At 69.0% G+C, this 24625-nt stretch carries 24 protein-coding genes and 1 tRNA gene; 17 read left to right on the top strand and 8 right to left on the bottom strand.

What is annotated here, in order from left to right; translation table 11 throughout:
- Positions 1-3 precede the first annotated feature (3 nt).
- The 4 genes from ybeY (at position 4) to era (ending at position 3131) form a co-directional block, all read left to right on the top strand.
- Positions 4-540: an rRNA maturation RNase YbeY gene (gene ybeY / locus G6N28_RS20765; RefSeq protein WP_163903571.1), complete on the top strand. Its 537-nt coding sequence runs from the start codon at positions 4-6 to the stop codon at positions 538-540.
- The gene (locus G6N28_RS20770; protein ID WP_163903572.1) at positions 537-1826 is read left to right on the top strand and encodes a hemolysin family protein; all 1290 of its coding nucleotides are present in this window, start codon (positions 537-539) and stop codon (positions 1824-1826) included. The genes ybeY and G6N28_RS20770 overlap by 4 nt, the downstream gene beginning before the upstream one ends.
- Positions 1823-2140, top strand: coding sequence for a cytidine deaminase-like protein (locus G6N28_RS20775; RefSeq protein ID WP_163903573.1), 318 nt, complete (start codon positions 1823-1825; stop codon positions 2138-2140). The genes G6N28_RS20770 and G6N28_RS20775 overlap by 4 nt, the downstream gene beginning before the upstream one ends.
- Before the next feature lie 79 nt (positions 2141-2219).
- On the top strand, positions 2220-3131 hold the full coding sequence (era, locus tag G6N28_RS20780; RefSeq protein WP_163903574.1) for a GTPase Era: 912 nt from the start codon (positions 2220-2222) through the stop codon (positions 3129-3131).
- 4 nt (positions 3132-3135) lie between these two features.
- On the opposite strand, the gene G6N28_RS20785 is transcribed toward era, so the two are convergent.
- Both G6N28_RS20785 and G6N28_RS20790 read right to left on the bottom strand, forming a co-directional pair.
- Positions 3136-3687 (bottom strand): CAP domain-containing protein, encoded by a 552-nt coding sequence (locus G6N28_RS20785; protein ID WP_163903575.1) that lies wholly within the window; start codon positions 3685-3687, stop codon positions 3136-3138.
- Between the two features lie 11 nt (positions 3688-3698).
- Entirely contained in the window at positions 3699-5183 is a 1485-nt protein-coding gene (locus G6N28_RS20790; protein ID WP_163903576.1) for an amidase, read from the bottom strand.
- 64 nt (positions 5184-5247) lie between these two features.
- Here G6N28_RS20790 and recO point away from each other — a divergent pair, with 64 nt between their 5' ends.
- Genes recO through G6N28_RS20805 form a run of 3 tightly spaced genes read left to right on the top strand, consistent with a single transcriptional unit; the run spans position 5248 to position 7409 of the window.
- Entirely contained in the window at positions 5248-6129 is an 882-nt protein-coding gene (recO, locus tag G6N28_RS20795; protein WP_163903578.1) for a DNA repair protein RecO, read from the top strand.
- On the top strand, positions 6062-6961 hold the full coding sequence (locus tag G6N28_RS20800) for a decaprenyl diphosphate synthase (protein WP_163903580.1): 900 nt from the start codon (positions 6062-6064) through the stop codon (positions 6959-6961). The genes recO and G6N28_RS20800 overlap by 68 nt, the downstream gene beginning before the upstream one ends.
- A 22-nt stretch (positions 6962-6983) precedes the next feature.
- Complete coding sequence (locus G6N28_RS20805; RefSeq protein WP_163903582.1) at positions 6984-7409, top strand: hypothetical protein; 426 nt, start codon at positions 6984-6986, stop codon at positions 7407-7409.
- Here the strand turns inward: G6N28_RS20805 and G6N28_RS20810 are convergent.
- Together G6N28_RS20810 and G6N28_RS20815 are read right to left on the bottom strand one after the other, a co-directional pair.
- A complete protein-coding gene (locus G6N28_RS20810) occupies positions 7398-7805 on the bottom strand; it encodes a Fur family transcriptional regulator (protein WP_170307911.1) in 408 nt (135 codons plus the stop codon). The genes G6N28_RS20805 and G6N28_RS20810 overlap by 12 nt on opposite strands.
- A complete protein-coding gene (locus G6N28_RS20815; protein WP_163903584.1) occupies positions 7802-8209 on the bottom strand; it encodes an ArsR/SmtB family transcription factor in 408 nt (135 codons plus the stop codon). Before G6N28_RS20815 ends, G6N28_RS20810 begins: the two co-directional genes overlap by 4 nt.
- A 70-nt stretch (positions 8210-8279) precedes the next feature.
- Between G6N28_RS20815 and G6N28_RS20820 the strand changes: the two genes are divergently transcribed.
- The gene (locus G6N28_RS20820; RefSeq protein WP_163903586.1) at positions 8280-9677 is read left to right on the top strand and encodes a glycine--tRNA ligase; all 1398 of its coding nucleotides are present in this window, start codon (positions 8280-8282) and stop codon (positions 9675-9677) included.
- A gap of 161 nt (positions 9678-9838) precedes the next feature.
- The gene (locus G6N28_RS20825) at positions 9839-10726 is read left to right on the top strand and encodes a type IV toxin-antitoxin system AbiEi family antitoxin (protein ID WP_163903588.1); all 888 of its coding nucleotides are present in this window, start codon (positions 9839-9841) and stop codon (positions 10724-10726) included.
- Positions 10727-10827: 101 nt separating this feature from the next.
- On the opposite strand, the gene G6N28_RS20830 is transcribed toward G6N28_RS20825, so the two are convergent.
- The gene (locus tag G6N28_RS20830) at positions 10828-12801 is read right to left on the bottom strand and encodes a TPM domain-containing protein (RefSeq protein ID WP_163903590.1); all 1974 of its coding nucleotides are present in this window, start codon (positions 12799-12801) and stop codon (positions 10828-10830) included.
- 72 nt (positions 12802-12873) lie between these two features.
- Between G6N28_RS20830 and G6N28_RS20835 the strand changes: the two genes are divergently transcribed.
- From G6N28_RS20835 to G6N28_RS20845, 3 genes are all read left to right on the top strand, one after another.
- The gene (locus tag G6N28_RS20835) at positions 12874-14130 is read left to right on the top strand and encodes a deoxyguanosinetriphosphate triphosphohydrolase (RefSeq protein ID WP_163903592.1); all 1257 of its coding nucleotides are present in this window, start codon (positions 12874-12876) and stop codon (positions 14128-14130) included.
- 40 nt (positions 14131-14170) lie between these two features.
- On the top strand, positions 14171-16099 hold the full coding sequence (gene dnaG, locus G6N28_RS20840) for a DNA primase (RefSeq protein ID WP_163903594.1): 1929 nt from the start codon (positions 14171-14173) through the stop codon (positions 16097-16099).
- 66 nt (positions 16100-16165) lie between these two features.
- Positions 16166-16459 carry a DUF7155 family protein gene (locus G6N28_RS20845; RefSeq protein WP_407664985.1) on the top strand — a complete coding sequence of 98 codons (294 nt, stop codon included), beginning with the start codon at positions 16166-16168 and terminating at the stop codon, positions 16457-16459.
- Here the strand turns inward: G6N28_RS20845 and G6N28_RS20850 are convergent.
- Positions 16456-16710 carry a hypothetical protein gene (locus tag G6N28_RS20850; protein WP_163903598.1) on the bottom strand — a complete coding sequence of 85 codons (255 nt, stop codon included), beginning with the start codon at positions 16708-16710 and terminating at the stop codon, positions 16456-16458. The two genes, G6N28_RS20845 and G6N28_RS20850, sit on opposite strands and share 4 nt — an antisense overlap.
- 148 nt (positions 16711-16858) lie before the next feature.
- On the opposite strand from G6N28_RS20850, the gene G6N28_RS20855 reads away from it, so the two are divergent.
- Positions 16859-16934 (top strand) — tRNA-Asn (locus G6N28_RS20855).
- 351 nt (positions 16935-17285) lie between these two features.
- Here the strand turns inward: G6N28_RS20855 and G6N28_RS20860 are convergent.
- Positions 17286-19208 (bottom strand): acyl-CoA dehydrogenase family protein, encoded by a 1923-nt coding sequence (locus tag G6N28_RS20860; protein WP_163903600.1) that lies wholly within the window; start codon positions 19206-19208, stop codon positions 17286-17288.
- Positions 19209-19324: 116 nt separating this feature from the next.
- On the opposite strand from G6N28_RS20860, the gene G6N28_RS20865 reads away from it, so the two are divergent.
- Both G6N28_RS20865 and G6N28_RS20870 read left to right on the top strand, forming a co-directional pair.
- Positions 19325-20044, top strand: coding sequence for a VIT1/CCC1 transporter family protein (locus tag G6N28_RS20865; RefSeq protein ID WP_163903601.1), 720 nt, complete (start codon positions 19325-19327; stop codon positions 20042-20044).
- Positions 20044-21138 carry an esterase-like activity of phytase family protein gene (locus G6N28_RS20870; protein WP_235674642.1) on the top strand — a complete coding sequence of 365 codons (1095 nt, stop codon included), beginning with the start codon at positions 20044-20046 and terminating at the stop codon, positions 21136-21138. Before G6N28_RS20865 ends, G6N28_RS20870 begins: the two co-directional genes overlap by 1 nt.
- Here the strand turns inward: G6N28_RS20870 and G6N28_RS20875 are convergent.
- On the bottom strand, positions 21135-21626 hold the full coding sequence (locus G6N28_RS20875) for a MarR family winged helix-turn-helix transcriptional regulator (RefSeq protein WP_163903603.1): 492 nt from the start codon (positions 21624-21626) through the stop codon (positions 21135-21137). The genes G6N28_RS20870 and G6N28_RS20875 overlap by 4 nt on opposite strands.
- Before the next feature lie 108 nt (positions 21627-21734).
- On the opposite strand from G6N28_RS20875, the gene G6N28_RS20880 reads away from it, so the two are divergent.
- Entirely contained in the window at positions 21735-23780 is a 2046-nt protein-coding gene (locus G6N28_RS20880) for an ABC transporter ATP-binding protein (protein ID WP_163903605.1), read from the top strand.
- The gene (locus G6N28_RS20885; RefSeq protein ID WP_163903607.1) at positions 23777-24613 is read left to right on the top strand and encodes a CbiQ family ECF transporter T component; all 837 of its coding nucleotides are present in this window, start codon (positions 23777-23779) and stop codon (positions 24611-24613) included. The genes G6N28_RS20880 and G6N28_RS20885 overlap by 4 nt, the downstream gene beginning before the upstream one ends.
- The last annotated feature ends 12 nt before the right edge of the window (positions 24614-24625 follow it).

Below are 24625 nucleotides of genomic sequence, written 5' to 3' on the forward strand. Positions count from 1 at the left end.
GATATGAGCATTGAGGTGTCCAACGAGTCGGGCATCGACGTCTCCGAAGACGAACTGATCAGCGTCGCCCGCTTCGTCATCCGCAAGATGAACGTGCATCCGGCCGCGGAGCTGTCGATGGTGCTGCTCGACACCGCCGCGATGGCCGACCTGCACATGCGGTGGATGGACCTGCCCGGCCCCACCGACGTGATGAGCTTTCCGATGGACGAGCTCGAACCGGGCGGGCGGCCCGACGCGCCGGAGCCGGGCCCGGCGATGCTCGGCGACATCGCGCTGTGCCCGGAGTTCGCCGCCGAGCAGGCCGCTGCGGCCGGCCACTCGCTGGGTCAGGAGCTGGCCCTGCTGACCGTGCACGGCGTGCTGCACCTGCTCGGGTACGACCACGCCGAACCCGATGAGGAACGCGAGATGTTCGCGCTGCAGCGCCAACTGCTTGAAGAGTGGGTGGCCGAACAGGTCGAGTCCTATCACCAGCACCGCCAGTTCGAGAAGGAACGCAGGCTGCTGGACAACTCCCGATACTTCGACGAACCGTGACCGGCGCAGGGCAGCTGATCGCCGCGGTCGTGCTCGTCGTGCTCGGCGGGCTGTTCGCGGCCATCGACGCCGCCCTGAGCACCGTGTCGCAGGCGCGCGTCGAGGAACTGCAGCGCGAGGAACGCCCCGGCGCGGTTCGGCTGGCCAAGGTGATGGCCGAACGGCCCCGCTACATCAACCTCATCGTGCTGCTGCGCATCACCTGCGAGGTGGGGGCGACGGTGCTGCTGGCGGCGTATCTGGACGGCCATCTCGGCGTGACGTGGGGGCTGTTCGCCGCGGCGGCGATCATGGTGGTGGTCAGCTTCGTGGTCATCGGCGTCGGCCCGCGCACCGTGGGCCGGCAGCACGCGTACACGATCGCGTTGCTGGCCGCGCTTCCGCTGCAAGCGGTTTCGCTGCTGCTGACCCCGATCAGCCGGCTGCTGGTGCTGATCGGCAACGCGCTCACACCCGGCCGCGGGTTCCGTAACGGCCCGTTCGCCTCCGAGATCGAGCTGCGCGAGGTCGTCGACCTGGCCCAGCAGCGCGGCGTGGTGGCCGACGACGAGCGACGGATGATCCAGTCGGTGTTCGAGCTCGGCGACACCCCGGCCCGCGAGGTGATGGTGCCCCGCACCGAGATGGTGTGGATCGAGGCCGACAAGTCCGCGGGCCAAGCCACCTCGCTCGCGGTGCGCAGCGGACACTCCCGGATCCCGGTGATCGGCGAGAACGTCGACGACATCGTCGGGGTGGTGTACCTCAAAGACCTCGTGCAGCGCACCTATTACTCCACCAACGGCGGCCGCGACACCAAGGTGTCCGACGTGATGCGGCCCGCGGTGTTCGTGCCGGACTCCAAACCGCTCGACGAGCTGCTGCGGGAGATGCAGCGCGACCGCAACCACATGGCGCTGCTGGTCGACGAGTACGGCGCCATCGCGGGCCTGGTCACCATCGAAGACGTGCTGGAGGAGATCGTCGGCGAGATCGTCGACGAATACGACGCCGGCGAGACCGTTCCGGTGGAGGACCTGGGCGACAACCGCTATCGCGTGTCGGCGCGGCTGTCGATCGAGGACCTCGGCGAGCTCTACGACATCGAGTTCGACGAGGATCTCGACGTCGACACCGTCGGCGGGCTGGTGGCGCTCGAGCTCGGACGCGTGCCGCTGCCCGGCGCCGAGGTCGTCTGGGACGGGCTGCGGCTGCGCGCCGAGGGCGGTCCCGACCACCGCGGCCGGGTGCGCATCGGTACCGTCCTGGTCAGCCCGACCGAGCCGGCACCCGAGGAGACGCAATGAGTGAACTCGACCCCGAGGACGCCAAGCTGGTGACGCTGGCTCGCGGCGCGATGGGCCGGGCCGAAGCGGCCAGCGGCGCCGCGGTGCGCGACGTCGACGGCCGCACCTACGCCGGGGCGCCGGTCGCGTTGGACACGCTGCGGCTCACCGCCCTGCAGGCGGCGGTCGCCGCCGCGGTGTCCAGCGGGGCGACCGGGCTGGAAGCCGCGGTGCTCGTCGGCGGAACCGTCGACGACGCCGGCGTCGCCGCGGTGCGTGAGCTGTCGGCCGACGCGGCGGTCATCGTCACCGACCGCTCGGGGCGCCCCGCATGACGCTCGAGACTGCGCACAGATCGCGAACCCGGCCGAAAACGCGATCTCTCCGCAGTCTCGGCGCGAGGAGTGGGGTGCAGTGAGCGAATTTCGTTCCGGTTTCGTATGTTTCGTGGGGCGGCCGAACACCGGCAAGTCGACGCTGACCAACGCGCTGGTCGGCGCGAAGGTCGCCATCACGTCGAACCGGCCGCAGACCACCCGGCACACGATCCGCGGCATCGTGCACCGCGACGACTTTCAGATCGTCCTCGTCGACACCCCTGGGCTGCACCGGCCGCGGACCCTGCTCGGCCAGCGGCTCAACGATCTGGTGAAAGACACCTACTCCCAGGTCGACGTGATCGGGCTGTGCATCCCCGTCGATGAGAAGATCGGACCGGGCGACCGCTGGATTTACCAGCAGATCCGCGCCGTCGCCCCCGACACCACGCTGGTCGCGATCGTGACCAAGATCGACAAGGTGGCCAAGGACCGGGTGGCCGCCCAGCTGGTCGCGGTCAGCGAACTGGTGGGCCCCGACGCCGAAATCGTGCCGGTGTCGGCGACCACCGGCGAGAACGTCGACGTGCTGATCGATGTGCTGGCCGCCCAACTGCCGCCGGGCCCGGCGTTCTATCCCGACGGGGAGCTGACCGACGAGCCCGAGGAGACGCTGATGGCCGAGCTGATCCGCGAGGCTGCGCTCGAAGGGGTGCGCGAGGAACTGCCGCATTCGCTGGCCGTCGTCATCGAGGAGGTCAGCCCGCGCGAGGGCCGCTCGCCCGAACAAGGGGAGCTGATTGACGTGCGCGCCAACCTGTTCGTCGAGCGGGACAGCCAGAAGGGCATCGTCATCGGCAAGGGCGGCGCCCGGCTACGCGAGGTCGGCACCGCCGCGCGCACGTCGATCGAGAAGCTGCTGGGCACCAAGGTGTTCCTGGACCTTCGGGTCAAGGTCGCCAAGAACTGGCAGCGCGACCCCAAACAGCTGGGCCGGCTGGGCTTCTAGCTCGTCAGCCCGGGGCGCCTGCGCCCGGCTGACCGAACGGCCGCTGTCCGGGCACGTTGACCGGCGGGGCGCCGTCGCCCTTGCCGTAGACCGCGACCACGACGGTGCGGTCGATCAGGTTCTCCGACCACACGCCGATGTCGACGTTGGCGCAGTCGGACATGATCGCGTGGTAGTCGGGCCGGTGATACCACTGGTTGATCAACTCGACACCGCTGATGGCCAGCGCCGGGTTGATCGCGACGGTCTCGGCGACGTCACCGGCGTAGCCGGCCCTGCGCGCCCGGTCCGTCACCGTGGAGCCGTCCGAGCCGATGTCGCCGTTGAGCGCGCGGTTGTGCAGCACGTCGTTGGTGTGCCACTGGGCGGCCAACCGCAGCTTCGGGTTGATCTTGATGTCGGTGTCGCACCCGGCCTGGTGTTGCATGGTGTAGACGTTGGCGACCACACCGTCGTTGAGCCGCTTGTTGTCGGCGTTCGCCGCGGGCGTGCCAGCCAGCAGCCCGCCCGCGACGGCCAGGACCGGAACCGCGTATGCACAGCGTCGCGCGTTCATGACCGGAAACATTACGCGACCTCGTCGGAGATGGGGTCGACAACGTCGGGTTCATCTCGCACCGTCGGCTCGGGGTCCGGTCCGGCGGTCCACCACCGCGGCGGTTGCTTGATTGCCCACCCGTTGATCGCCTCGAGTTCCGCGGCCAGCGACACCAGCAGCGGCTCGCTGTTGGCGGGACCCATCAACTGGACCCCGATCGGCAGCCCCGACGAGGTGAACCCCGCGGGCACGTTGATCGACGGCCAGCCCAGCAGGTTCCACGGCCAGGTCACCGGGCACGCCTTGATCATCGTGCGGTCCGTGGAGAGCCCGCCGCGGTGGTCGAAGTCGTGCACCAGCGGCGGCGGCTGCGCGGTCGTCGGCGCCAGCACCACGTCGGCGATGTTGAAGATCCATCCCATCCGGCGTTGGGCGGCGGCCTCGCGGGCCCGCGCCTTGCGCAACACGTTCTCCGAAAGCAACCGGCCCATCCGCAGGTTGGACTTGGTGCGCGCATCCAGCGAGACGCCGTAGCCGAGCCGGTCGGCCCAGTCCAGCAGCCCCGACGTCGAGCGGGACAGGAAATTCCACGACATGCCGAGGCTGTAGCTGGGGTCGGCCTCGATCACGGTGTGGCCGAGTTCGCCCAGCTGAGCCGCGACGGCCTCCATCGCGGCCCGGATCTCGGGATGCAAGGTGGCGCGGAAGACCGTGAAGGGAAACTTGGTCGACATCGCGACCCGCAGCGGGCCGGGCGCTTGGCCGACCGACTCCGACACCCGCACCGGCGGCGGCTGATGCAGATCGCCGGGCACGTTGCCGGAGGCGGCGTCGAGCACGATCGCGGCGTCGGCCACGGTCCGGGCCAGCACCCCGTTGACGGTGATGCCGTTGAACGCCTCGGGCAGCGGCCAGGTAGAGATGCGGCCGCGCTGCGGCTTGATGCCGACCAGATGGGTCCACGCCGCCGGAATCCGTACGCTGCCCGCGCCGTCCGAGCCGATCGCCACGGTGACCAGCCCGGCTGCGACGGCGGCGGCGCTGCCCCCCGACGAGCCGCCGGGGGTGTGGTCACGCGACCACGGGTTGCGGGTGTGGCCGAACGCCGGCCCGCTGGTGAACGGCCATTGACCCAACTCGCAGGTGTTGGTCTTACCCACGATCACCGCCCCGGCCGCGCGCAGCCGCCGCACCACCTCGGCGTCCTCGGTGGCCGGGCCGACCGCGCCGTCGGCGCCGAAGCGGGTCGGAACCCCTGCGACGTCGACGTCGTCCTTGACCGCGATCGGGATCCCGAGAAGCGGAAGGTGTTCACCCGCCGCGCGTTTGCGGTCCGCGGCCGCGGCATCGGCGAGAGCCTGCTCGGTCAAGACCACACGAAACGCGTTGAGCGTGGGCTGGCTGGCCTCGATCGCGTCAAGCGACTGCCGCACCAGTTCGGTGGACGTGACCGAGCCGCTCGCCAGCTGGAACAGCTGCTGTGTGAGAGTAGGGAATCGGGCAGTGTCGACCATCGCCTAACAGGATATCGGCGCTGCGTAACACGGAACTGTCAGATTGCAGTGGGAGACTGTATCGATGCGGTTGTATCGGGACCGGGCGGTGGTGCTGCGCCAGCACAAGCTCGGTGAGGCCGACCGAATCGTCACCCTGCTCACCCGCCAGCACGGGTTGGTGCGCGCGGTGGCCAAGGGGGTGCGGCGCACCCGCAGCAAGTTCGGGGCCCGGCTGGAGCCGTTCGCGCACATCGACGTTCAGCTGCATCCCGGCCGGAATCTCGACATCGTCACCCAGGTGCAGTCCATCGATGCGTTCGCTGCCGACATCGTCAGCGACTACGGCCGCTACACCTGTGCGTGCGCCATGCTGGAGACCGCGGAACGGTTGGCGGGAGAGGAGCGGGTGCCGATGCCCGCGCTGCACCGGCTGACCGTGTCGGCGTTGCGCGCGGTGGCCGACGGCGGCCGGCCCCGTGAACTCGTGCTGGACGCTTACCTGTTGCGTGCCATGGGGATCGCGGGGTGGGCGCCGGCGCTGACCGAGTGCGCCCGCTGCGCCACCCCCGGGCCGCACCGCGCGTTCCACGTTGCCGCGGGCGGAAGCGTGTGCGTGCACTGCCGCCCGTCGGGGTCGGTGACCCCGCCGCAGGGCGTGCTGGACCTGATGGTCGCCCTGCACGACGGGGACTGGGAGTATGCGGAAGCGACGTCGGCGTCGTACCGCAGCCAGGCCAGCGGGCTGGTCGCCGCGCATCTACAGTGGCACCTGGAACGCCAGCTGCGGACGTTGCCGCTGGTCGAACGGGTCTATCGGGTGGACAGGACCCTGGCTGATCACCGCGCAGCGGTGGCTGCCGATCACCGCGCCTCCCTGTTCAGGCAGGATGTGGCCCATGGCAGTGAAGAGGGCCGGACAAAGGACGCGCAAGGTGACCTACCCCCAACTGCCTCCGGCGCCTGACGACTATCCGACGTTTCCCGACAAGTCGACGTGGCCCGTGGTCTTTCCCGAGATCCCGGCGGGCACCAACGGCCGGTTCGCCCGGCCGCCCCAGCACACCTCGAAGGCGGCCGCGCCGCGAATCCCGGCCGACCAGGTGCCCAACCACGTCGCCGTCGTGATGGACGGCAACGGCCGCTGGGCCACCCAGCGCGGGCTGCACCGCACCGAGGGGCACAAGATGGGTGAGGCGGTCCTCATCGACATCACCTGCGGCGCAATCGAAATCGGCATCAAACACCTGACGGTGTATGCCTTCTCGACGGAGAACTGGAAGCGCAGCACCGAGGAGGTGCGCTTCCTGATGGGCTTCAACCGGGAAGTGGTGCGTCGCCGCCGGGAGAACCTCAACGACATGGGCGTGCGGATGCGCTGGGTGGGGTCACGGCCTCGGATGTGGCGCAGCGTGATCAAGGAGTTCGACATCGCCGAGCAGATGACGGTGGGCAACGACGTCATCACGATCAACTACTGCGTGAACTACGGCGGTCGCACTGAGATCGTCGAGGCGGCGCGTTCGCTGGCCCAGCTGGCGGCGGACGGCAAGATCAAACCGTCACGGATCACCGAGGCGACGTTCGCCAAGCATCTGCACCGCGCCGACATCCCCGACGTCGACCTGTTCATCCGGACCTCAGGCGAGCAGCGCGCGAGCAACTTCCTGCTGTGGCAGGCGGCCTACGCCGAGTTCGTCTTCCAGGACAAACTGTGGCCGGACTACGATCGCCGCGATCTGTGGGCGGCCTGCGAGGAGTACGTGCAACGCAACCGACGCTTCGGCAGAGCCGAATGATGTACCTGAGCGGCAGAGCCTGATGGAGCTCCAGGATCGCCTGGTCGCGGTGCTCGCGGAGATCATGCCCGTGCATCGGGAGGAGGATGGGGCGCTCACCGTGCAGCACGACGAGACGTTGGCGTCGCTGCGCGCGGTGACGATCGCCGAGGGCCTGGAAATGGTTTCGCTGACCCAGATCCTGGCGTGGGATCTGCCGTTGGACGCCAAGCTGCGGGCCAAGGTGGCCGAGCACGCGCACAAGACGCTGCTGGGCACCGTGTCGCTGAACGCCAAGAGCGCACCCAAGGAGATCGCCGCGGGCGCCAAGCGCAACTCCAAGAAGGCCGCGGATGTGTTGCTGCGCTACAACTTTCCCGCCGCGGGCCTCACCGACGACGCGCTGCGTACCCTGATCCTGATGGTGTTGGCCACCGGCGCCGACGTGCGTCGTGCGTTAGTCGGCTGAGCAGTCGCCGCAGCGCCCGAAGATCTCGATGGTGTGGCTGACGTCGGAGAAACCGTGTTCTCTGGCGACGTCGGCGGCCCAGGTCTCCACGTCGCGGCCCTGGATCTCCACGGTCGCGCCGCATGCCCGGCACACCAGGTGGTGATGGTGGTCCTCTGAGCAGCGGCGGTACACGGCCTCGCCGGTGTCGGTGCGCAGCGTGTCGACGACGCCGGCGGCAGCCATCTGCTGCAGCGTGCGGTAGACGGTGGTCAGCCCGATGCCCTCGCCGCGCCGGCGCAGTTCGTCGTGCAGTTCCTGAGCGGAACGAAAGCCGTCGACCTTGTCGAGCAGCGCGGCGATCGCGGCGCGCTGCCGTGTCGAGCGGACCCCGGTCGGGATCGGCGTCGAGGTCATGGGTGGACCTCGCCCGCGTGGGTGACGGCGGCGACGACGATCTCGGCCAGGTGCTCGTCGACCAGCCGATACATCACCTCGCGGCCCGACCGTTCCCCGGCCACCACGCCGGCGGCCTTGAGAATGCGCAGATGCTGGCTGACCAACGGCTGCGGCACCCCGAGCGCGTCGACGAGCTCGTGCACGCAGCGGCTCGACTCCCGCAACTGCAGCACGATCGCGATGCGTACCGGCGCGGCCAGCGCGCGCAGCAGGTCGCCGGAGGTGTCCAGGACGTCGCGCGGCGGCAGCTCGGGTGACGGCGCGCCGCCGTGGTCGTGGGCGACGTCGTCGACGGCGTCGGAGGTGTCGGAGGTGGCCCCGGCGTTTCCGGCGTTTCCGGACAAAGTGGAAACGATTTTCATTATGCCGCCACCATACATGCGTGGTCACGCATGTCAACGGGCCGCGCGCGGGTCGCTAGGCTGTGTGCCCGTGGCTCCATCTTCTTCGATCATCGATACGGTCGCAAACCTCGCCAAGCGTCGCGGCCTCGTCTTTCAATCGGGCGAGATCTACGGCGGAACCAGGTCGGCGTGGGACTTCGGCCCGCTCGGCGTGGAGCTCAAGGAGAACATCAAGCGGCAGTGGTGGCGCGCGGTGGTCACCGCCCGCGAGGACGTCGTCGGCCTCGACAGCGCGATCATCCTGCCGCGCGAGGTGTGGGTGGCCTCCGGCCATGTCGACGTGTTCAACGACCCGCTGGTGGAGTGCCTCAACTGCCACAAGCGGCACCGGCAGGATCACCTGCAGGAGGCGTACGCCGACAAGAAGGGCATCGACGACCCCGATTCGGTGCCCATGTCGGAGATCGCCTGCCCGGACTGCGGCACCAAGGGGCAGTGGACCGAACCGCGCGACTTCAACATGATGCTCAAGACCTACCTCGGTCCGATCGAGACCGAGGAGGGTTTGCACTACCTGCGGCCCGAGACCGCTCAGGGCATCTTCGTCAACTTCGCCAACGTGGTGACGACCGCCCGGAAGAAGCCGCCGTTCGGAATCGCCCAGACCGGCAAGAGCTTTCGCAACGAGATCACGCCCGGCAACTTCATCTTCCGGACCCGGGAGTTCGAGCAGATGGAGATGGAGTTCTTCGTCGAGCCGTCGACGGCGCGCGAGTGGCACCAGTACTGGATCGACGAACGCCTGCAGTGGTACGTCGACCTCGGTATCGACCGCGACAACCTGCGGCTCTACGAGCATCCCAAGGAAAAGTTGTCGCACTACTCCGAACGCACGGTCGACATCGAGTACAAGTTCGGGTTCGCGGGCAGCAGCCCGTGGGGTGAGCTGGAGGGCGTCGCCAACCGCACCGACTTCGACTTGTCCACGCACAGCAAGCATTCCGGTGTCGACCTGTCGTTCTACGACCAGGCCAACGACACTCGCTATGTGCCGTATGTCATCGAACCCGCAGCGGGGCTGACCCGGTCGTTCATGGCGTTCCTCATCGACGCGTACGCCGAGGACGAGGCGCCCAACGCCAAGGGCGGGGTGGACAAGCGCACCGTGCTGCGGCTGGATGCGCGGCTGGCGCCGATCAAGGCCGCGGTGCTGCCGCTTTCGCGGCATGCCGACCTTTCGCCGAAGGCGCGCGACCTCGCCGCCGAACTGCGCAAGTACTGGAACGTTGAGTTCGACGACGCCGGCGCGATCGGCAGGCGGTACCGCCGCCAGGACGAGATCGGTACGCCGTTCTGCGTGACGGTCGACTTCGACACGCTCGAGGACCAGGCGGTGACGATCCGCGAACGCGATTCGATGACCCAGGATCGTGTCGCGCTCGACACCGTGAGCGACTACCTGGCCGCCCGCCTCAAAGGCTGCTAGCGCCATCACGGCGAGCGTGCGTGTCGGAGGGCGACACGCCGCGAAAATCCGCGAGTTCACGCACGCTCGCGGCCAATCGAGGTGTCCCCAACCGGGAATTCATCCACAACCGGGCTCGCATGTGCGCGGGGCCGGCCCGCCGGGCGCTGAGGATCATCGCCATGACTGGCGATATCGCGGCGCTCTTCGACACCCAGAACGGCGTCGTCACCACGGCTCAACTGTTGGCGGCGATGGGACGCAGCCGGCTCGACACCAAGATTCGCACCGGTGAACTGGTGAAGGTCTGGCCCGGCATTTACAGCCGCGACGAGCCCGACACCGGCGTGCGGCTCGCGGGCCTCGACCTTCGTGCCGAAGAGCCCGTCGCGATCTGCCTCGGAACCGCTGCGGCGGCGTACGGGTTCGACACCGAAGGGGTCGTCGACCTGCATGTGCTCAACCCCGACGGACACCAGTTGCGAAACTCCGACGGGTTGGTCGTGCATCGGCGCGAAGGCGCGCCGCTGGGCGTGGTCGACGGCCGACCCGCGACCATGCCGGAGTGGACGGCCGTCGAGGTCGCTCGCGGCCTACGTCGTCCCCGTGCGCTGGCCACCCTCGACGCCGCCCTGCGCAGCGGCACATGTGATGCCCGTCAGCTGCGTGTCGCGGCCGCGCAGCAAGCGGGCAGGCGCGGCATTGTGGCCGTGCGCGAACTGATCCCGCTCGCACGGGCCGAAGCAGAGTCGCCGATGGAAAGCGAGGCGCGGCTGGTCATGATCGACGGCGGACTGGCGCCGACAGAGCTGCAGTTCGAGATCGTTGACCGCGATTTCAGAACGTGGCGAGTCGATTTCGCGTGGCCCGAGGGCAAGCTCGCCGTCGAATACGACGGGTTCGATTGGCACAGCGACCAGGACCAGTTTCGCCGGGACCGCTTGAAGCGGGCTGCCCTGCAGGAGGTCGGCTGGAGTGTGCTGTCGGTGGTGTTCGACGACGTGCGGCATCGGCCGTGGGAGATGCTGCGGCGTATCGAGACCGAGTTGCGGCGGACGCGGGCGGCGTGAGCGTGCGTAAAGTCGCGATTTTCCCCGGCGTGTCGCCCTCTGACACGCACGCTCGCGCAGAAGGTCGCGCAGAAGGTCGCGCCGAAGGTGACACCTAGAGGCTAGAAGCGGCCGCCGCCGCCCGAGAAGCCGCCGCCGGAGCCGCCGAACGAACCGGGGCTGAACCCGCCCCCACCGAAGCCGCCGAAGCCGCCGCGCATCGCGCCGCCCAACATGTTGCCGATGAGGATGCCGCCGATGACCGCGCCCATGTTCCCGCCGCCGCCACCGTACGGGCCCATGTAACTGCGCCGCGCCTGCTCGACGTCGGCGTTGGCCAACGCCTGAGCCTGGGCGGCCAGCATCGCCGCGCCGTTGGCATGCGCGATCGCCTCGGCGGGATCGGTCGACCGCTTGGCCTCCGCGGCACCGATCTGCCGCACCGCCTCCGCGAGGCGCGTACGCGCCTCCGGACCGATGGTGCCGCGTCGGGTGTCGATGAAATCCGATACCGACCGCACCCGTGACCGCGCGGTGAACAACGCCTCCTCGAGCGCCCGGTTCAGCCGTTCGGCGGCCTCCCGTTCCTGTTCGACGGCGGCCAACAGCCGATCCAGGTCGGCGTCGGCCTTCGTCAGCTCGGTGAACGTGCCGAGCGGGTCGACCGTTCCGGCGCGCTGCGCGGCGGCGACGGCGGCCGCCGCGGCGTCTCGGGCAGCCGTCAGCTGATCGGCCTGCGGCACCGACCCCTGCGCCAGCAACGCGCCCGCTTGCTCGATACCGGCCTTGATGTCCTCGATCGCGGCAGGCAGCGCCGCCGCAGCGCGCCGGATGTCGCTGGCCGCGCTGTCCACCGCATCCAGTAACGAATTGGCCTGTCCCAGCGCCGATTCGCCGGCCCGCACGCTCTCGACGAGCTCGGTTTGCCGGCCTGCCACGGGCCGCTCGGCCAACTCCCGAGCGCGGCCGATGTTGCGGTCGGCGAACTCGAGCAGCTCCTTGGCTGTGTCCACGTTGTCGGCCACCGACGCCAGCGCCGCGGCGTCGAACTCGTTGTGCAGTTCAGCCAGCTTCTGCTGCGACGGGCCGATCCGCGCGGTGATGTCGACGAGCTGCTGGGTCATCTTGTTCAGCCGTGCCGGCGCGTTGATCACGAGGTCGCGCAGCCGGGCGAACTCCTCCTTGCGCGCATCGAGTTCGCGGTCCGCCTTGGCCGCCGCCACCACCACGCGCGTCAACAGGTCCCGACGTTGCGCCGGGGTCTCGGGAATCGCGTCGTCGAGCTGCTGGCGCACGTTGAACGCTTGCATCAGAGTGGTTTTCGCGTTGCGTACCGCCTCCGCGAACGGGGCGGTCTGCGCCTCCCCGAACTCTTCGACGGCCAGCTCGAGCTCGTGTTCGCTGGTGCGCACCGCGTTGTCGACCTCGACCACCATCGTCCGGGACAGGTCGTCGAGGGCATCGAGCGACACCGCCGCCAACGCGTTCGGATCCGTCGGGTCCACCCGGCGCGCCGCCGCGAACTCGGCCTCGCGGCGCTTGCGACGTCGACGTCGGCTCCACAGCCACAGGCCCAGCACGGCGACGGCGATGACGGCCAGCGCCACCAGCACCGGCACCCAGCCGATCCCGCCCCCCGCGGGGGAGTTCAGCCCGGTGGCCGCCGCGACCGCCGCGCCCGCCCAGTCGCCGCGGCGCAGCGCCGGTTCGATGTCGTCGCGCTGCAACGCCGCGGCGTCGGATTGGTCCATCACCGCCGAGGGCACCTGAAAGGCGTAGGCGCGTTCGCCCGTGGCCACCGCCAGCAGCGCATCGCGGTCACCGAAGTCGCTGAGCTGCATGGTGGTTCGCGCCCATGACACGGGGCTTTGGCTGAAGCTGTCGACATAGACCACCCACAGCCGGACGCGTTTGTCGGTGTAGAGCTGCTCCACGGCGGCCTCGACCTGGGCGCGCTGGTCGGGCGACAGCACGCCTGCGCGGTCGGTGACGTAGCCCGGCACCCGGAACGGTGGTTCGGCAGCGGCCGTCGGCGCCAGAAGGGTACCGGCGACGAACACCGTGAACACGAGGCTGAGCAGACGGGCGAGGCGCATGATCGCCAATGTAATGCGGCGCGCGTCCTCACCACGCGCTACCCGCGAACACGGCTGGCAGACTGTGGTGCGGTGGCAGCGAATTCCGATCCGTACAACGACCTCGACCGCGAGCGGCTGGTGGTCGAACCGCCCAAGGCTGCCGGTCTGCCGGGCACCGACAACGAGCACCGCACCGACTTCGCCCGCGACCGGGCCCGCGTGCTGCACAGCGCGGCGCTGCGCCGGCTGGCCGACAAGACGCAGGTCGTCGGGCCCCGCCAGAGCGAGACGCCGCGCACCCGGTTGACCCACTCGCTGGAGGTGGCCCAGATCGGCCGCGGGATGGCCATCGGGCTGGGTTGCGACCCCGACCTCGTCGACCTCGCCGGGCTGGCGCACGACATCGGCCATCCGCCGTACGGGCACAACGGTGAGCGCGCGCTGAACCAGATCGCCGCCGAGCACGGGGGCTTCGAAGGCAACGCCCAGAACATTCGGATCCTGACCCGTCTCGAGCCGAAAACCCTTGACGCGCAGAACCACAGCGCGGGCCTGAACCTGACGCGCGCGGCGTTGGACGCCGTCACGAAGTATCCGTGGCGTCGCGACGGGCGGCAGCGCAAGTTCGGCTTCTACGAGGACGACGCGGCGGCCGCCGACTGGATCCGGTTGGGTGCTCCGGCGCGCCGGCCGTGCCTGGAGGCCCAGATCATGGACTGGGCCGACGACGTCGCCTACTCGGTGCACGACGTCGAGGACGGCGTCATCTCGGGTCGCATCGACATGCGGGTGCTGGCCGACGCCGACGCGGTCGCCGTCCTCGCCCGGCTCGGCGAATCCAGCGGGATGGGCGCGGGTCTGCCCGCCGACGATCTGGCGGCGGCCGCGGCGCGGCTGTCGAACCTGCCGGTGGTCGCCGCTGTCGGCAAGTACGACGGCACCCTGGGCGCGTCCGTGGCGCTGAAGCGGTTGACCAGCGAGTTGGTCGGACGCTTCGCGTCGGCGGCGATCGCGGCCACCCGGGAGGTCGCCGGGCAGGGCCCGTTGGTGCGGTACGCCGCCGACCTGGCCGTGCCCGACCTGGTGCGCGCGGAGGTCGCGGTGCTCAAGATCCTGGCGCTGCAGTTCATCATGTCCGACCCGAGGCACCTGGAACTGCAGGCCCAGCAGCGGGAACGCATCCACCGCGTCGCGGACTGGCTGCTCGCCGGAGCGCCCGCGACGCTGGACCCGATCTTCGTCCCAGCGTTCAACGCCGCCGCCGACGACGGTGCGCGGGTCCGGGTGATCGTCGACCAGATCGCGTCCTACACCGAGGGTCGTCTGGAACGGCTCGAACCCGCATAAGGATGCTCGGGCGCCGAGGCCCTCGGCCTAGACTGTGCGCGTGGCAGGCCGCATTCCCGATCGTGACATCGCGGCCATTCGTGAACGCATCCGCATCGAAGACGTCGTTGGGGATTACGTGCAGCTGCGCCGGGCCGGCGCGGACTCGATGAAGGGGCTGTGCCCGTTCCACGACGAGAAGACGCCGTCGTTTCACGTGCGCCCCAACCACGGCCACTTCCACTGCTTCGGCTGCGGCGAGGGTGGCGACGTCTACGCCTTCATCCAGAAGATCGAACACGTCAGCTTCGTCGAATCGGTCGAACTGCTCGCCGACCGCGTCGGCTACACGATCACCTACACCGGCGCCTCGGCGACCAACGTGCAGCGTGACCGCGGCAGCCGCAGCCGGCTGCTGGCCGCCAACGCGGCCGCTCAGGAGTTCTACGCCGAAGCGCTGCAGTCCGAGGAGGCCGCGCCGGCGCGCCAATTCCTGCTCGACCGCAACTTCGATGCCGAGGCCGCCGCCCGGTTCGGCTGCGGCTTCGCGCCGTCGGGCTGGGATATGTTGACAAAGCACCTGTTGCGCAAGGGTTTCGAGTTCAAGGAGCTCGAGGCCGCCGGGCTGTCGCGGGAAGGGCGCCGTGGCCCCATGGATCGCTTTCACCGCAGGCTGCTGTGGCCGATCCGGGCCAGCAGCGGCGAGGTGATCGGGTTCGGTGCCCGGCGGATCTTCGACGACGACCCGATGGAGGCCAAGTACGTCAACACCCCTGAGACCGTGCTGTACAAGAAGTCCTCGGTGTTGTTCGGACTGGATCTGGCCAAGCGCGACATCGCCAAATCGCACCGCGCCGTCGTCGTCGAGGGCTACACCGACGTGATGGCCATGCACCTGGCCAACGAGACCACCGCGGTGGCCTCCTGCGGCACCGCGTTCGGCGATGGGCACCTGTCGCTGCTGCGCCGGCTGATGATGGACGACAACTGGTACCGCGGCGAGCTGATCTTCGTGTTCGACGGTGACGAGGCCGGCCAGGCGGCGGCGCTGAAGGCGTTCGACGGCGACCAACAGGTCGCCGGAAAGTCCTTCGTGGCAATCGCTTCCGATGGGATGGACCCGTGCGACCTGCGGCTGAAATCCGGCGACAAGGCGCTGCGGGACCTGGTGGCCCGGCGCATCCCGATGTTCGAGTTCGCCATCCGCAGCCTCATCCCCGACGGCGACGTGCTCGACAACGACCCGCAGGCTCAGGTCGACGCGCTGCGCCAGTGCGTGCCGCTGGTGGCCCGGATCCGTGACTACGCGCTGCGCGACGAGTACGCGCGCCGGCTGGCCGGCTGGACGGGATGGCGCGACGAGGGCCAGGTGCTGTCGCGGGTGCGCGAGGAGGCCCAGAAGCGCGGCATGCCCGACCGCGGCCGGCGGCGCCGCGCGACGACCGAAGCCCCGCCGCGACGGGCCGCCGCGCAGCCGGAGGCGGCCGCCGCGCGGCCCGACCCCAACGATCCGACCCTGTGGCCGCAGCGGGAGGCGCTCAAGGCGGCGCTTCAGTACCCGGCGCTGGCCGGGCCGGTGTTCGATTCGCTGACCGTGGAGAGCTTCACCCATCCTGGCTACGCGGCCGTGCGAGCGGCGATCGAGGCCGCGGGCGGCGCGTCGGCGGGGCTGTCGGGCGCACAGTGGATCGAGGTCGTCCGCGACAAGACCGCGGCCCCGGCCGCGGCGAGCTTGGTCAACGAGCTCGGGGTGGAGGCCATCAACGTCGACGACGACGAACGGCTGCCGCGCTACATCGGTGGGGTGCTGGCCCGGCTGCAGGAAGTGTGGGTGGGACGCCAGATCGCCGAGGTCAAGTCGAAACTGCAGCGCATGTCGCCGGTCGATCGGGGCGACGAGTACCACGCGCTGTTCGGGGATCTGGTGGCGATGGAGGCCTATCGCCGCAGCCTGCTGGAACAGGCCAGCGGCGACGACATGACTGCGTGAGTGCCTGTAACGCGATAGGGTGAGCTCGCTATAAAACCGTCGGGGAACGGTCAGAAAGGCGTGCTCGTGACATCGACCAACAACCGGCTGCGGCGGCGCGTTGCTGCCGGCGCCATCGCGGTGGCGGCCGTCGCGGCGCCGTTCGTGTCATCCGCGCTGGTCACCGCCGCTCCTGACGTTCAGGCGGCGCCGTGTCTTGCCTGGTTCGGCAACAAGGAAGACGGCCGGTGCCTCGGCTACTCCACCGGCAACGGCGTCAATGTCGGTACGCCGGAGATCGGCCTCTACGGCCCCAACGGCCCGGGTTTCAGCACCGGCCCGCTGTTGCCGGGCACCACCATCACCGAGGGCATCAACTAGCGGCGCTGGCCGCGCTGCGCGGCGTCGGGCCCGATGACCGTAATGTCGGGGTCGATCTCGGTCAGGGTGACCATCGCCGGGTCCGGTGAGACCCGGTCGGCGATCTTGCGTCGACCCGCATCGATCACGGCCTTGGCGGCAGGGCTCTCGGTGACCGCTTTGTAGGTCCCGGCGATCTGTTCGTACCGACGCCGGCCAGCCTTCGAGCCCAACACGTAGCCGACAGCCAATACGACGAGATACCGGATCACAGGGCCCCTCCCAGTCGACGTTGCGTACCCGTCCATCCTGCCTCACCCGGCGGGGTGCGTGCCGGGTGGCGGCGTATTGGCGGGCCGCGCGGCACGTAAGCTAGAGTCATCCCTCGATCCGCGGACGTCTACCTTCGCGGGTGAGCGATCCCCTGTAGCTCAATTGGCAGAGCATTCGGCTGTTAACCGAAGGGTTGTTGGTTCGAGTCCAACCGGGGGAGCCATCACGGCAAAATTCACGCGCTCGGCCGCCGAGAGCGATAATGTGGTCGCGATCACAGAAGCGTCCTCGGGGGCGACACCGGTCAGGACGCCGACGTGTTCACACCGCGCGACAAAACGACCGTGCGCGCCCGGAGCTTCGGCGGCACGGCCCTGCCTGAGCGCGGCACGAGACACCACAGCTCGACGCTGACAGGCGGAGAGCACTTCGGGCGCCGGCCCGTCACCGAGCAGGTGGCGGGCCGACGCGTTCGTAGGCCCGCGGCGCTGGGCCCCCTCTTTCGCCGAGCAGACGTGAACACCCCCTGAATTGCCCGAATTTGGGGGCGTTCACGTCTGCTCGCGCAGACGGCTTACGTGTCGACGATGTTCTCCGGGTGCAGCATCTCGGCGTAGCGCAGCGGCTCCGGGATTCCGAACCCGTCGACCAGCAACTCCGCGTACGGGCGCAGGTTGCGGCAGCGTTCGTTGATCCCGCGGGTCACCGCCTTGGCGCGCTCCGTGGACAAGAACCGGTGCTCCATGTACCAGGCGCGGTCCTCTTCGAACACCGACAGCGCATACAGGTCGCAGACCATGTCGAGGATCTTGCGGGCTTCGGGGTCCTCGCACACGTCGATGCCCGCCACGAACGCCTCGAGGATGACGCGGTCGATGTGGGCGCGTGCGGCGTGCAGCACGTGATCCTGCACGGCATTGAACGCGTCGAACGCGCTCATCTCCTTGGACTTGCCCTGCAGCCGGCGCGCCACCGTGGACAGCATGTACTCTTCGCGGTCCTCGAACATCTTGATCTGGGTGCCGCGGTTGAACAGGCTGCCCTCTTCCTCGTTGTCCTGCCGGTTGTCCAGAATCGTCTGGATGATCGGTTGTGCGGCAGTGCGTTTCAGGACGCGGGTGCCGACGGTCTCGGCGGCGAAGCGCACCCATTCCACCGGGCTCATGCTCTTGACGTCGTCGGCGTAATCGGTCAGCAACTGCTTGGCGACCAGCTGGGTCAGCACATGGTTGTCACCTTCGAACGTGGTGAACACGTCGGTGTCGGCCTTCAGCGCGATCAACCGGTTCTCGGCCATGTAGCCGGCGCCGCCGCAGGCCTCCCGCGCCTCCTGGATCGCGCGGGTGGCATGCCAGGTGTTGGCCGCTTTCAACCCGGCGGCGCGTGCCTCCAACTCGCGCTGCTCCTCGGGATCCGGGTCATCGGACGTCTGCAGTTCGTGGCACTTGGCCACAAGTTCGTTCTGCGCGAACTGCAGCGCATACGACTCGGCGATCAGCGGCAGCAGCCGACGCTGATGCACCAGGTAGTCCATGATGAGCACTTCGTCGTCGGTGTCGGGCTCGGTGAATTGCCTGCGCTGCAACGCATATCGCGTGGCGATGTCGAGCGCGACCCGCGCCGCGGCGGCCGCGCTTCCGCCGACCGTGACCCTCCCGCGGATCAGCGTGCCCAGCATCGTGAAGAACCGGCGGTTCGGGTTCTCGATCGGCGAGGAGTAGGTGCCGTCCTCGGCCACGTCAGCGTACTTGTTGAGCAGGTTCTCCCGTGGAACGCGCACGCGGTCGAACTGGATGCGCCCGTTGTCCACACCGGGCAGGCCGCCCTTGTAGTGGTTGTCCGAGGTGGTCACGCCCGGCAGATCGTTGCCCTCGTCGTCGCGGAGCGGCACCACGAAGCAGTGCACCCCGTGGCACTGGCCGTCGGGGGTGATCAGTTGGGCGAAAACCGCTGCCACCCGAGCGGTTTCGGCCGCACCGCCGATGTAGTCCTTGCGGGAGGTGCGGGTGGGGGAGTCGATGATGAACTCCTGGGTGGCGGGGTCGTAAGTCGCGGTGGTCTCCAACGACTGCACGTCGCTGCCGTGGCCGGTCTCGGTCATCGCGAAGCAGCCGAGCAGCTCCAGGTTGATGATCTTCGGCACGTACTTCTCGTGATGGCGTTTGGTGCCGAGGTTCTCGATGGCCCCGCCGAACAGCCCCCACTGCACACCGGCCTTCACCATCAGCGACAAGTCGGACATCGCCAGCATCTCGATCTGGGTGACCGCCGCGCCGACGTTCCCGTTGCCGCCGTGCTCCTTCTTGAACCCGTCCTCGGCCGCGCCCCTGGCGGCCATGATCTTCATCTGCTCGGCGACTTTGGTGCGGGCGATGACGGTGTTCGGGGTGTAGTGCGGACGGAACACCTCGCTGGAGAGTTCCTCGCGCACCTGGTTCTTCACGTCGCGCCAACGGCCGTCGAGCGCATTGCGCAGGTGCTCTGCGGTGGTGGTCATACCCCACGGTATCCCGCCGCGGGACAACGCAAACGTGATGCGGCAAACGCAGGTGAACCTGAGTGGATCCGGCCGAATCAGGTGGGGTTCAATCGACGACATGAGAGAGTGCGGACATGCCTGAGTGGGAGGCGCCCACCGGCGTGCCGCACCTGACCACCCACCGGCACGCCGACGTCACCGGCGGCTGGCTGCGCGCGGCCACCTTCGGTGCGATGGACGGCCTCGTCAGCAACACCGCGCTGATCGCCGGCGTCGCCGCCGCCGCCGACGCGCCGACCGTGGTGATCAGCGGCATCGCCGGGCTGCTGGCGGGTGCCTTCTCGATGGCCATGGGGGAGTACACATCGGTGACCACCGCCAACGAGCAGATCGACTCTGAGGTCCTCGTGGAGCGTCGCTCCTTCCGCAAGCACCCACAAGCCGAAAAGTCGGAGCTGATAGCCATGCTGACGGAGATGGGCATGACGCGCGAGACCGCGACGAAGGCCACCGAGGAGGTGCACCGCGACGAGAACCGCGCGTTGAACTTCCACCTGGTGCAGGAACTGGGGGTCGATCCCGAGGAGAAGCCGTCACCGTGGGTGGCGGCCGGCTCGTCGTTCGTGCTGTTCGCGATCGGTGCGATCATTCCGCTGATCCCGTACCTGCTCGGTTACGAAACGTTGTGGGCCGGGCTGGCGTGCGGCGGCCTGGGACTGCTCATCGCCGGCGCCATGGCTGCCCGGATCACCCGCAGACCATTGTGGTTTGGGGCGTTGCGGCAGTTGGCGTTCGGCACCGTCGCCATCACGGCGACCTACCTGGTCGGAACGCTCTTCGATACGGCGGTCTAGTGCGAGCTGTTCGCCTGATCGCGTTCGCGGGTACCGCACTGCTCTGCGCGTGCGGTGTTTCGGGCACCACGAACGTCGACGGGCCGCACTACCTCGGTGCGCTGAAGCTCGAGGACGACGCGACTTTCGACGGCACAGTGATCGGCGGGCTGTCCGGACTGAGCTACGACCCCGACCGCGACCTGTACTACATCATCAGCGACGACCGATCCGAGGAGAACCCGGCCCGCTTCTACACGGCGCGGATCACGCTGTCGGACAACGGAGTCGAAGCCGTCGAGTTCGTCTCGACACACCCTCTGCTGGACGACGACGGCAAGCCGTTCCAACCGTTGGACGCCGACGCGCGACCGCCGGTGGTGCCGCCGGACCCCGAGGGCATCGCCTTCGACGTTGGCCGCCAGCGGTTGTACTGGTCCAGCGAGGGCGAACGGAAGCGCGACGCGCTGCTCGATCCGTCGGTGCGGATCGCCGGCCTCGACGGCGGCTACCTCGGCGAGTTCGCCCTGCCGCCCATGCTGCGCATGTCCGGCGAGAAAGCCGGGCCGAGGCGCAACCGCGCGCTGGAGGGGCTCACGCTCACGCCCGACGGCCGCTACCTGTGGGCGGCGATGGAGGGCCCACGCTACGAGGACGGGGAGCTACCCACCGAAAGCGACGGTGCGCTGGTCAGGTTCACCAAGTTCGACGTGGAAACTCGCGCCGCAACAGCGCAATACGCCTACCCAGTCGATGAGCTCGACACGGGCCCGCGTGGTGACAACGGGGTCTCTGAGCTGCTGGCCCTCGACGACGACGGCGAGTTCCTGGTACTGGAACGCGGATACGGCACGCACGTTCAGGCGCGTCTCTATCGGGTCAGCGTCGGCGACGCCGAGGATGTGCTGAACCGGCCGTCGCTGCGCGACGCACCGGTGCGAACGATGACCAAGACCCCGCTCGTCGACCTGACCGACGTCGTCGACCCGCTGGACAACGTGGAGGGTATCACGCTGGGCCCGCCGCTACCCGATGGACGCCAGTCGCTGGTACTGGTCAGCGACGACAACTTCTCGGCCAAGCAGTTCACCCAGTTCCTGGCGTTCGCGCTCTAAGTGTGATTTCGGCGCGCTCGTGGCCCCTCAGGGTCGGTAAGCGCGCCGAAATCGCTCCCCGGCTGAGGCGACGCGGCGTCCTCGAGGAGGCGTCGCAGCACCACGACTGCCTCGCCGAGCGTCTTGCGGTCGGCGTCGTCGAGGCACTCCAGGTACGGGTCGATGGCCGCACCGCGCTGTACCCGAACCTGGCGCAGGGTCTCCACGCCCTTGGGTGTGATGCGGATCAGCACGGCGCGCGCGTCCTCGGGGTCGACGGTGCGCGACACCAGCCCGGCTTCTTCGAGCCGACGCACCTGGGTGGTCATCGTCGGCTGCGAGCAGTGGTCGAGCGCGGCCAGGTCCGAGATGCGGGCCTCACCGCAGTCTTCAATGGTGGACAGCAGCCGCGCCTGCGCAAAACCGAGCGGCATCCTGGCCCGCTGGGTGGCCAGTCGGTTGAGCCGGGCAACGACAGCCAGCAGGTCGGCTCCGAGGGTCGACGACATGCCGCCATGATTACATAGCTTTGCTATATTTTCCGGATTTCGTGGGCGGCGTCCCCGGCACAACTGCGCCGATGGAGCTCGACGCGTTTGGACTGGCAGAATCGTGTAATGACCGTGACCGAGGAATCGAGGCCGTCTCGGCGGACCGGTTCCTTGGTTCCCGGCGAACTCGCGCAGGCCTCGGTGATGGCGGCGCTGACGGCGGCGACCGCGATCATCGCCGTCGTCGTCCCGTTCGCGGCCGGGTTGGCGCTGCTTGGCACCGTCCCGATGGGTCTGCTCGCCTACCGCTACCGGTTGCGCGTGCTCATCACCGCTGCCGTGGCCGGCGGCATCATCGCGTTCCTCATCGCCGGGCTCGGCGGGTTCATGACGGTCTTCAACTGCGCCTACATCGGCGGGCTCACCGGCATCGTCAAGCGCCGCGGCCGCGGCACCCCGACCGTGGTGCTGGTCGCGGTCATCGCCGGCGCGGTGTTCGGCGCGGCCACCGTGATAGCGCTGGCCATCCTGGTGCGGCTGCGTACCCTGATCTTCGACACGGTCACCGCCAACGTCGACGGCGTCGCCGCCATCCTCGCCCGCATCCCGGATATGCAGGGCGTGGCCGATCGGCTCAAGCGTGACTTCGCGACCGCGCTGGACTACTGGCCGTTCCTGTTCTTCGGCGCCGGGGTGCTGTCGATCACGATGGTCAGCGTGCTGGGTTGGTGGGCGCTTTCGCGGGTGATGTCGCGACTGCTCGGCATCCCCGATGTGCACAAATTGGAATCCTCCACCGACACCGGCGTCGTGGCACCGGTGCCTGCCCGCCTGCGCGACGTCCGGTTCCGCTACCCCAACGCCGACGTCGACGCGCTCGGTCCCGTGTCGCTGACCGTGGAACCAGGCGAATACCTCGCCGTGACAGGGGCGAACGGGTCCGGCAAGACGACGTTGATGTTGGTGTTGGCTGGTCGCGAACCCACGTCGGGCAGCGTCGAGCGGCCCGGCGCCGTGGGCCTCGGCCGAATCGGCGGCACCGCGGTGATCATGCAGCATCCCGAGAGCCAGGTGCTGGGCACGCGGGTCGCCGACGACGTCGTCTGGGGGTTGCCGCCGGGCAAGACCATCGACGTACAGCAGTTGCTCGCCGAGGTCGGGCTCGATGGGCTGGCCGAGCGGGACACCGGTGGGCTCTCCGGCGGTGAGCTGCAGCGCCTGGCCGTGGCGGCCGCCCTGGCCCGCGAACCTTCGCTGCTGATCGCCGATGAGGTCACCAGCATGGTTGACCAGCAGGGCCGCGAGTCGTTGGTGTCGGTGCTCTCCGGACTGACCAAACGCCACCGCATGTCGCTGGTGCACATCACCCACTACAACGCCGAGGCCGACAACGCCGACCGGACCATCGACCTGACCGGAAATGGCGCGGCCGACAACACCGAGATGGTGGAGACGACGGCGGCGCCCGCCGCCACCGTCGTCCCGGGCCGCCGGTCCGCAACCCCGGTGCTCGAACTCATCGACGTCGGCCACGAATACGGCAGCGGAACCCCCTGGGCCGCCGTCGCATTGCGCGACATCAACTTCACCGTGCATGAGGGCGACGGTGTGTTGATTCATGGCCTCAACGGGTCCGGCAAGTCGACGCTGGCCTGGATCATGGCCGGCCTGACCGTGCCCACCGTCGGCGAGTGCCTGCTCGATGGCGCCCCGGCCTCCGAGCAGGTTGGGGCCGTCGCGCTGTCATTCCAAGCCGCGCGGCTGCAGTTGATGCGCAGCCATGTGGGCCACGAAATCGCCTCGGCCGCAGGATTTCCCGTCGACGACCACGCCAGGGTGGCCGAAGCCCTTACCATGGTCGGGCTGGATCCGGCGTTGGCCAAACGGCGCATCGATCAACTCAGTGGCGGTCAGATGCGCCGCGTGGTGCTGGCCGGATTGCTGGCCCGATCACCTCGGGCGCTCATCCTCGACGAACCGCTGGCCGGTCTCGACGCCGCCAGCCAGCGCGGTCTGCTGCGGTTGCTGGAGGACCTGCGGCGCAACGCCGGCCTGACCGTCGTCGTGATCTCGCATGACTTCACCGGGCTGGAAGAGTTGTGCCCGCGCACGCTGCACCTGGAATGCGGTGCGCTGGTCGCGGCGCCCTCCGCGGCGGGAGGCATGTCATGACGGCGTTCGCCACCCGGCGCCAGCCCAAACCGGTCGTGCTGCTGCGACCCGTGCCGGGCGACAGCGTCATCCACCAACTGTGGGCCGGCACCAAACTGGCCGTGGTGGCCGGCATCGGCGTCCTGCTCACCTTCTATCCGGGCTGGGTGCCGATCGGCGCGGTGGCCGTGCTGGTGCTGACGGCCGCGCGGCTGGCCCGCATTCCGCGCGGCGTGCTGCCGACGATCCCGGGCTGGCTGTGGGTGCTGTTGGTGCTCGGCGGCGTCACCGCCGCGTTCGCCGGCGGCAGTCCGATCATCGACGTGGGCTCGGTCGAGTTCGGGCTCGGTGGGCTGCTCAACTTCCTGCGCATCACGGCGCTGTCGATCGTGTTGCTGGGCCTCGGGGTGATGGTGTCGTGGACCACCAACGTCGCCGAGATCGCCCCGGCTGTCGCGGCATTGGGCCGGCCGCTGCGTGTGCTGCGCATCCCCGTGGACGAATGGGCAGTCACGTTGACCTTGGCGTTGCGTGCGTTCCCGATGCTGATCGACGAGTTGCGGGTGCTCTACGCGGCGCGCCGGCTGCGGCCCAAACAGCGACCGCAGACCAGGCGTGGACGCCACCGTCGCTGGTGGATCGAGGCCATCGACCTGCTCGCGGCGGCGATCGTCGTCGCGCTGCGGCGTGCCGACGAGATGGGCGACGCGATCACCGCGCGTGGCGGCGCGGGTCAGATCTCGGCGGCGCCGTCGCGACCGAAACGGGCTGACTGGGTGGCGTTCTCGATCGTCGCCGTGGTGTGCGGCGCCGCACTGGCGCTGGAACTGACGGTGGCGGGCACCAGCGCGTAGGGCTTGCCCACT

It is taken from the genome of Mycolicibacterium pulveris (assembly GCF_010725725.1).
GTDB classification, from domain to species: Bacteria; Actinomycetota; Actinomycetes; order Mycobacteriales; family Mycobacteriaceae; genus Mycobacterium; species Mycobacterium pulveris.